The sequence below is a fragment of the Alkalilimnicola sp. S0819 genome (assembly GCF_009295635.1).
Classification (GTDB): Bacteria; Pseudomonadota; Gammaproteobacteria; order Nitrococcales; family WHIW01; genus S0819.
Genome location: NZ_WHIW01000027.1, coordinates 1 through 5,548 on the forward strand (window position 1 = coordinate 1; position 5,548 = coordinate 5,548).

The following is a 5,548-nucleotide window of genomic DNA, read 5'->3' on the forward strand; positions in this document are numbered from 1 at the left end:
AAAAGGGGCGGATCGGGGCCGAAATGGCGTAAAAACACCGTATTCAGGGCCAAAAACGGCCCGAGCGGTCATGTTTTGAGCAATTTGTGCTGGATCGCTGATTTGATCAGCGCTTCCCTAAAACAACAATTTGCGCTAACAAATCGCTGAAGCCGACGCGGCAAAGCCGCGCGGCTTAGCTACAACGTTATGCGGACCAGAAGGCGTCGAAGCTTTCCGTGAGGTAGTATTTCCAATAGCCCCCTGAAGAGCCCTGCCGCTCCCTGCGACGCAGGACTGGTTGAAGCAACAAAAAGGTATCCCGTGCTTGTCAGATTTCTAGGCTTTCATGTCGAAACCCCCGCTTCTCTCCCGCTTAGCGAACTCATGGAGAGCCTTGCGAAGGAGGCAAAGAGTTATAACGGCGTGGATGAGCCGGGCCGGTTCCTGTTTGTCGATGCCGATACCGACCCTAACTACTACCTCGGGTTGATCGTCACGGTAAAGAACCAGAGAACCTTTTGCGAACTAAGGGACTCCGGAAAAGGCTTCAAAGTTATCGTGAACAAGCTCGACAAGAACTCCAATATAATGGAGTTCAATTTTTTTGTGTTAAACAAAAGGTCCCACGTCGGTCTGTACCAACACTACCATCAGTCATGCAGCCTAGGACAAGGGATGCGACTCTTAAAAAAGAGTTTCTACCAACTTAAGGGCGACAAACGGCAGGCGCTCCGCGAAAAACTGAAGAGCGAAGGGAAGACCGAGGACGACGCACAGGAGCTTTCTTTCAAGAAATACAAGGGGTATTTTAAGTGGGAAATACTTGTCATGAAGGACAATCTTGAAAAAGTCCTTGCAGAGCTTAAGAGAATAAAATTCTTGGAAGTCGAGCTGGCTTACCTAGAGCCGGAAGTCAGCGAATTCGGACAACTCTCAGAGTTTGTTCGCAAGCAACGGCGAAAACTCTCTTTCATTGATTCTCCTGTATCCGCGCTTGCGAGCGCCATCGTTAACTCCCTCTCGGATGCGGACGTCGAGGGCGGCAGGGTCGCTGGGATCGATGACGAAGGGCTTGATCGCGTAATTAAAATCCAAAACAACCCGGACAACTTCGGTGAGATGGATTATGACAGTGTCGCCGCGCACCTTCATGACTTGAACGTCGTGGACTTCACCAAGAGCTGGGTCATCGCTGAGCTTAAGCGCCGGTGCGAGGACCGGCCGGAAGTTTTTAAGGCTACGATAAAATGACCATCCGGCTTCTCCTCTGCGCTCTCGTCGCAACCATAAGCCTTGCCCTCTCCGTGTGGTTTGCCGGGACCGAGGTGGAAGTTGTAGGTTTTTACGAGAAGAACTTGAGAGGCAACTTATTTGCCGGGTTTCTCACGGTCGGCGGTTTCCTTCTGTCTCTGAAGACGTTTATCGTTATAAAGCTTAAGGAAAACGTCTATGGGCATCGTGACTACAAGGCGCTGTTCGATTCACAGAAGAAGCTTGACTCTTCCATAAGGCTGTATGATCCGCTACGGAATCTAAGCGAATTTCTTTACTGGTCGGTGCTATCGTCGATAGTTGCCGCGATAGCGCAGCTAACCATCGGACTTTTCGGGAACTACTGGCTCACATTGCTCGCCATATGGTTTGCCGTGTTCGCAATGTCGGTCCTCGTTGCTTCTTTGCTCCTGATAAAGCGCAGCCTGAATGATTGGTTTGAGTTCATAAACCGCGTGGACAGCTAAGCGACACCCCGTTGCGCTAGTTGTCATCCGCATAACAAGCGCTTGGAGTCCGACCGGCCAAAAGCCGCGCGGCGGCTTTCGGCCGGCGGCTCAAGCGCGGCGTTAGCGCGAGAAATGGGGCATGACCGTGGCCATTCAGATCTCTGCGGTTGAAACGGCAACGCCGACGCTGGTGAAGGCGCGAGACAACGGAAGCACCTTGGGTTTTGCCGGCCCGGCGGTAGGCGCTGCTCGCGCCCTACTCCGAGAAAGGGCCGCTGAAGAAAGAAGAACACGGAGGGCTGGGGTTCTGTCCGGGCAAATGCTCAGCGCCCCATGGTGACCCGAACACCACGCGTGATAAAAGAACGAACGGAGCCAGCGCTGGCGAAGCACGGCGCGCTGCGGTAGGTTCCAGAGAGCAAGATAAAAAAGCAGGCGCTGTCGGTGGTATCCGGCCAAGCTCACTGCCAACCAAAACAGCAACTTGCGCTAACAAAGCGGTGAAGCCGACAGCAAAAACGCTGCGCGTTTTTCCTGCGGCTTACCGCTAGCCGTTAGCGCCTAGATCGAATCGTAACGTGCGTCCGGCAAAGCCGGAAGGAAGACGATGGACGTATTGAGATTAATCATAATATTTGCCGTGCTTGGAGCAGGCGTCATCGCGTACCACTTCGCCTCCTGCGCATGCGAAGAACGGTTTGGGCTGAGGCCAGTAACAAAAACAACGATGCTCGTTGCTATTGCGGCGGCTCTACTAGTCGTATTCGGAGGCGCGTGGCGACAGGAACTAATAACCAAAGGCGGGGACGTTCTCAACGGCACGCTGCTTATGACCGCGGGCGTCGGACTTGCGCTTGGCGTCGCGGTTCGCAACTTCATACGATTTCGAGTCGTATTTGGAAGCGTCGCTACGGTACTTCATATCGTACTCATCCCTATCGGCGTTGTTGGCTTGTTCGTGTACATGTTTCTTGGGATTCTAGCCTCGGCGCCGGACCGGAACCGACGCTAACCAGGAGCTCGAGCCGACGTGGGGACACGCGGCTCAGCTCTCGCGTTAGCGCGAGAAAGGGGCATCACAGCAGCCGCTCAAGGCCGCGGCGGTCGAAACAGCCCAACCTGCATCGGTGCAACGGTCGGGGCGGATGATAGTCCAAGCATTTTGGGTTTTCCCGGCCCAGCGGTTGGCGCTCCAGGCGCCCTCCTCCGAGCCCGGGCCGCCGATGAACGAGGAGCACGGAGAGTCGGCTTTCTGTTTGGGGAAATGCTCAGCGCCCGTTGGTGGCCCGAACCCGCCACCCTGACAAAGAAGCGAACGGAACCCGCTCTGGCGAAGGCCTGCCCACTGCGGTAGGTTCCAGAGAACAAACGAAACAATGGGCACGGTCGGTGGCAACCGGCAAGCTCACAGCCAAAAACAACAATTTGCGCTAACAAAGCGGTGAAGCCGACGGCAAAACGCTGCGCGTTTTCCCGCGGCTTACCGCTAGCCGTTAGCGCGAGAAAGGGGTATCACGGCAGCCGCTCAGGCCTCGGCGGTCGATAAGGCGCAGCCTGTGTCGGTGAAGCGATCGGAGCGGATGATCTTCCAGGCACTGCGGGCTTTCCAAGCTCGGCGGTAGCGATCCAAGCGCCCTCCTCCGAGCCTAGGCCGGCGTTGAACGAAGAACACGGAGGATCGGTGTTCTGTTCGGGGAAATGCTCAGCGCCCCTTGGTGCCCTGAACACCGCCGCTGAAGAAGAAAGAAAACGGAACCGGCGCTGGCGAAGCTCAGCCCGCTGCGGTAGGTTCCAAAGAACAAGATAAAACAGTGGGCACCGTCGGTGGCAACCGGCCAAGCTCACAGCCAAAAACAACAACTTGCGCTAACAAAGCGGTGAAGCCGACGGCAAAACGCTGCGCGTTTTCCCGCGGCTTACCGCTAGCCGTTGGGCGCACCAAAGGAGAGGCTGAGTGGATAGCGGTCAGCTCGTCAGAACATTTTGCGAAGCGGCGGCACTCGCTGGCGTTTCGGTGTCACCGGAGGCCATCACAATCGATGACCGCCCTGCCCCGCATGAGCCACCGCGTGGCCTCCCCGCAGGAAAGATGGCGGTGTACACATTCTTCCTGAGCGGTAGCTGCCTCAAGGTCGGCAAGGTCGGCTCCAAGAGCAATGCCAGGTACGTGAGCCAGCATTATCTGCCCAACAGTTCGAGCAGCAATCTGGCGCGCTCGCTAATGCGTCACGCCGACGAATTCCATATCGAAGACTTGGAAGCAGACGAAGTCGGGCGTTGGATAAAGGAAAACACCGACCGTGTTAACTTTCTTCTAGATGAAGCGGCTGGCATCCCGGTTCTCAATCTCCTTGAGGCGTTCCTCCAATGCGCTTTGCGTCCGAGGTTTGAAGGGTTTCCCAGCCAAAGCAGCGCCCAACAAGGCGCTGGAGCCGACGGCCCCTTCAGGGCCGCGGCTCAGCTTTAACGTTAGCGCGAGAAAAGGGCATCACAGCAGCCGCTCAGGCCAAGGCCGTCGAAAAGGCGCAGCCTGCGTCGGTGAAGCGGTCGAGGCGGATAATATTCCAAGCAGTCTGGGCTTTCCCGGCGCAGCGGTTGGCACTCCAGGCGCCCTCCTCCGAGCCCGGGCCGCCGATGAACGAGGAGCACGGAGAGTCGGCTTTCTGTTTGGGGAAATGCTCAGCGCCCCTTGGTGGCCTGAACCCGCCACCCTGACAAAGAAGCGAACGGAACCCGCGCTGGCGATGCCCGGCCCGCTGAGGTAGGTTCCAGAGAACAAAAATGAAACAGTGGGCCCGGTCGGTGGCAACCGGCCACGCTCACTGCCAACGAAAACAACACATTGCGCTAACAAAGCGGTGAAGCCGACAGCAAAAACGCTGCGCGTTTTTCCTGCGGCTTACCGCTAGCCGTTCGGCTGCAAACGTCCTTCAATGCCCAAACAACCCCCTTACAATGCCTCGACAACAGCTTGCCAACTCCTCCTTAACGGGTTACTGTTCGCTCTACAAAGCGAAGAGGAGAGTCGCATGACAAAGATTTCAGCCGCAGAATTTGAAGCAAAGGTACTGGCAAAGGAAGAGGTGGTTATTAAGATTAGAGCCCCTTCAGGCGCAAAAGTGGACGACTACCATTACGAGCGGAAGGCTGCCGGCAACCAATCAACAACGAACTGGCTGGAAGGCCGTGTTAGGCCTCTAGTGAACGGATATGAGGTGGAAGTCATTGGCGGTGACTATGCCACACCCCATGGGCGCACCAAGCTTGAGACACTGAGATCCAGCTACGAGAAATAAAGACGTGCATTTTGCCTGTCAGCTTCCCGACGAGCAGAGCCGAACAAGTCGCTGGAGCCGACGCAGCTGACGCTGCGCGGCTCAGCTTCAACGTTAGCGCGAGAAATGGGGCATCACAGTAGCCGCGGAAACCTTCGCGGTTGAAGCGGCAAAGCCGGCGCTGGTGAAGGCGTGGCGCAGCGGATCGCGGAAACAACCCAAGTTTTTCCGGCCCGCCAGTAGGCGCTGCTCGCGCAGTACTCCGAGGGTGGGCCGCAGAAGAAAGAAGAACACGGACGGTCGGGGTTCTGTCCGTGCAAATGCTCAGCACCCATAGTGCCCCGGACACGCCGCCCTGATAAAAGAGCGAACGGAGCCAGCGCTGGCGAAGCGCGGCGCGCTGCGGTAGGTTCCAGAGAACAAGATAAAACAGCAGGCGTTGCCGGTTGCGTAAGCTCCCCCATCCGGGAGACAGGTCGAAACTAGAACCTTCTGGCAGACTACGCCCAGGAGGTTCACATGAGAAAGTCCCGATTCACCGAGACGCAGATCGTCGCGATCCTGAAGGAG

General features: G+C 56.7%; 5 protein-coding genes. All 5 read left to right on the forward strand.

Annotated features, from left to right (window positions below):
- Positions 1-303: 303 nt before the first annotated feature.
- The 5 genes from GBG68_RS13715 to GBG68_RS13735 all read left to right on the forward strand — a co-directional run bounded on the left by GBG68_RS13715 (position 304) and on the right by GBG68_RS13735 (position 4,999).
- Positions 304-1,233 (forward strand): hypothetical protein, encoded by a 930-nt coding sequence (locus tag GBG68_RS13715; protein ID WP_152148331.1) that lies wholly within the window; start codon positions 304-306, stop codon positions 1,231-1,233.
- Positions 1,230-1,721, forward strand: coding sequence for a hypothetical protein (locus GBG68_RS13720; protein WP_152148333.1), 492 nt, complete (start codon positions 1,230-1,232; stop codon positions 1,719-1,721). The genes GBG68_RS13715 and GBG68_RS13720 overlap by 4 nt, the downstream gene beginning before the upstream one ends.
- A gap of 589 nt (positions 1,722-2,310) precedes the next feature.
- The gene (locus GBG68_RS13725; protein ID WP_152148335.1) at positions 2,311-2,715 is read left to right on the forward strand and encodes a hypothetical protein; all 405 of its coding nucleotides are present in this window, start codon (positions 2,311-2,313) and stop codon (positions 2,713-2,715) included.
- A 942-nt stretch (positions 2,716-3,657) separates the two neighbouring features.
- Positions 3,658-4,170: a hypothetical protein gene (locus tag GBG68_RS13730; RefSeq protein WP_152148337.1), complete on the forward strand. Its 513-nt coding sequence runs from the start codon at positions 3,658-3,660 to the stop codon at positions 4,168-4,170.
- 562 nt (positions 4,171-4,732) lie between these two features.
- The gene (locus GBG68_RS13735; RefSeq protein WP_152148339.1) at positions 4,733-4,999 is read left to right on the forward strand and encodes a hypothetical protein; all 267 of its coding nucleotides are present in this window, start codon (positions 4,733-4,735) and stop codon (positions 4,997-4,999) included.
- Positions 5,000-5,548: the final 549 nt, after the last annotated feature.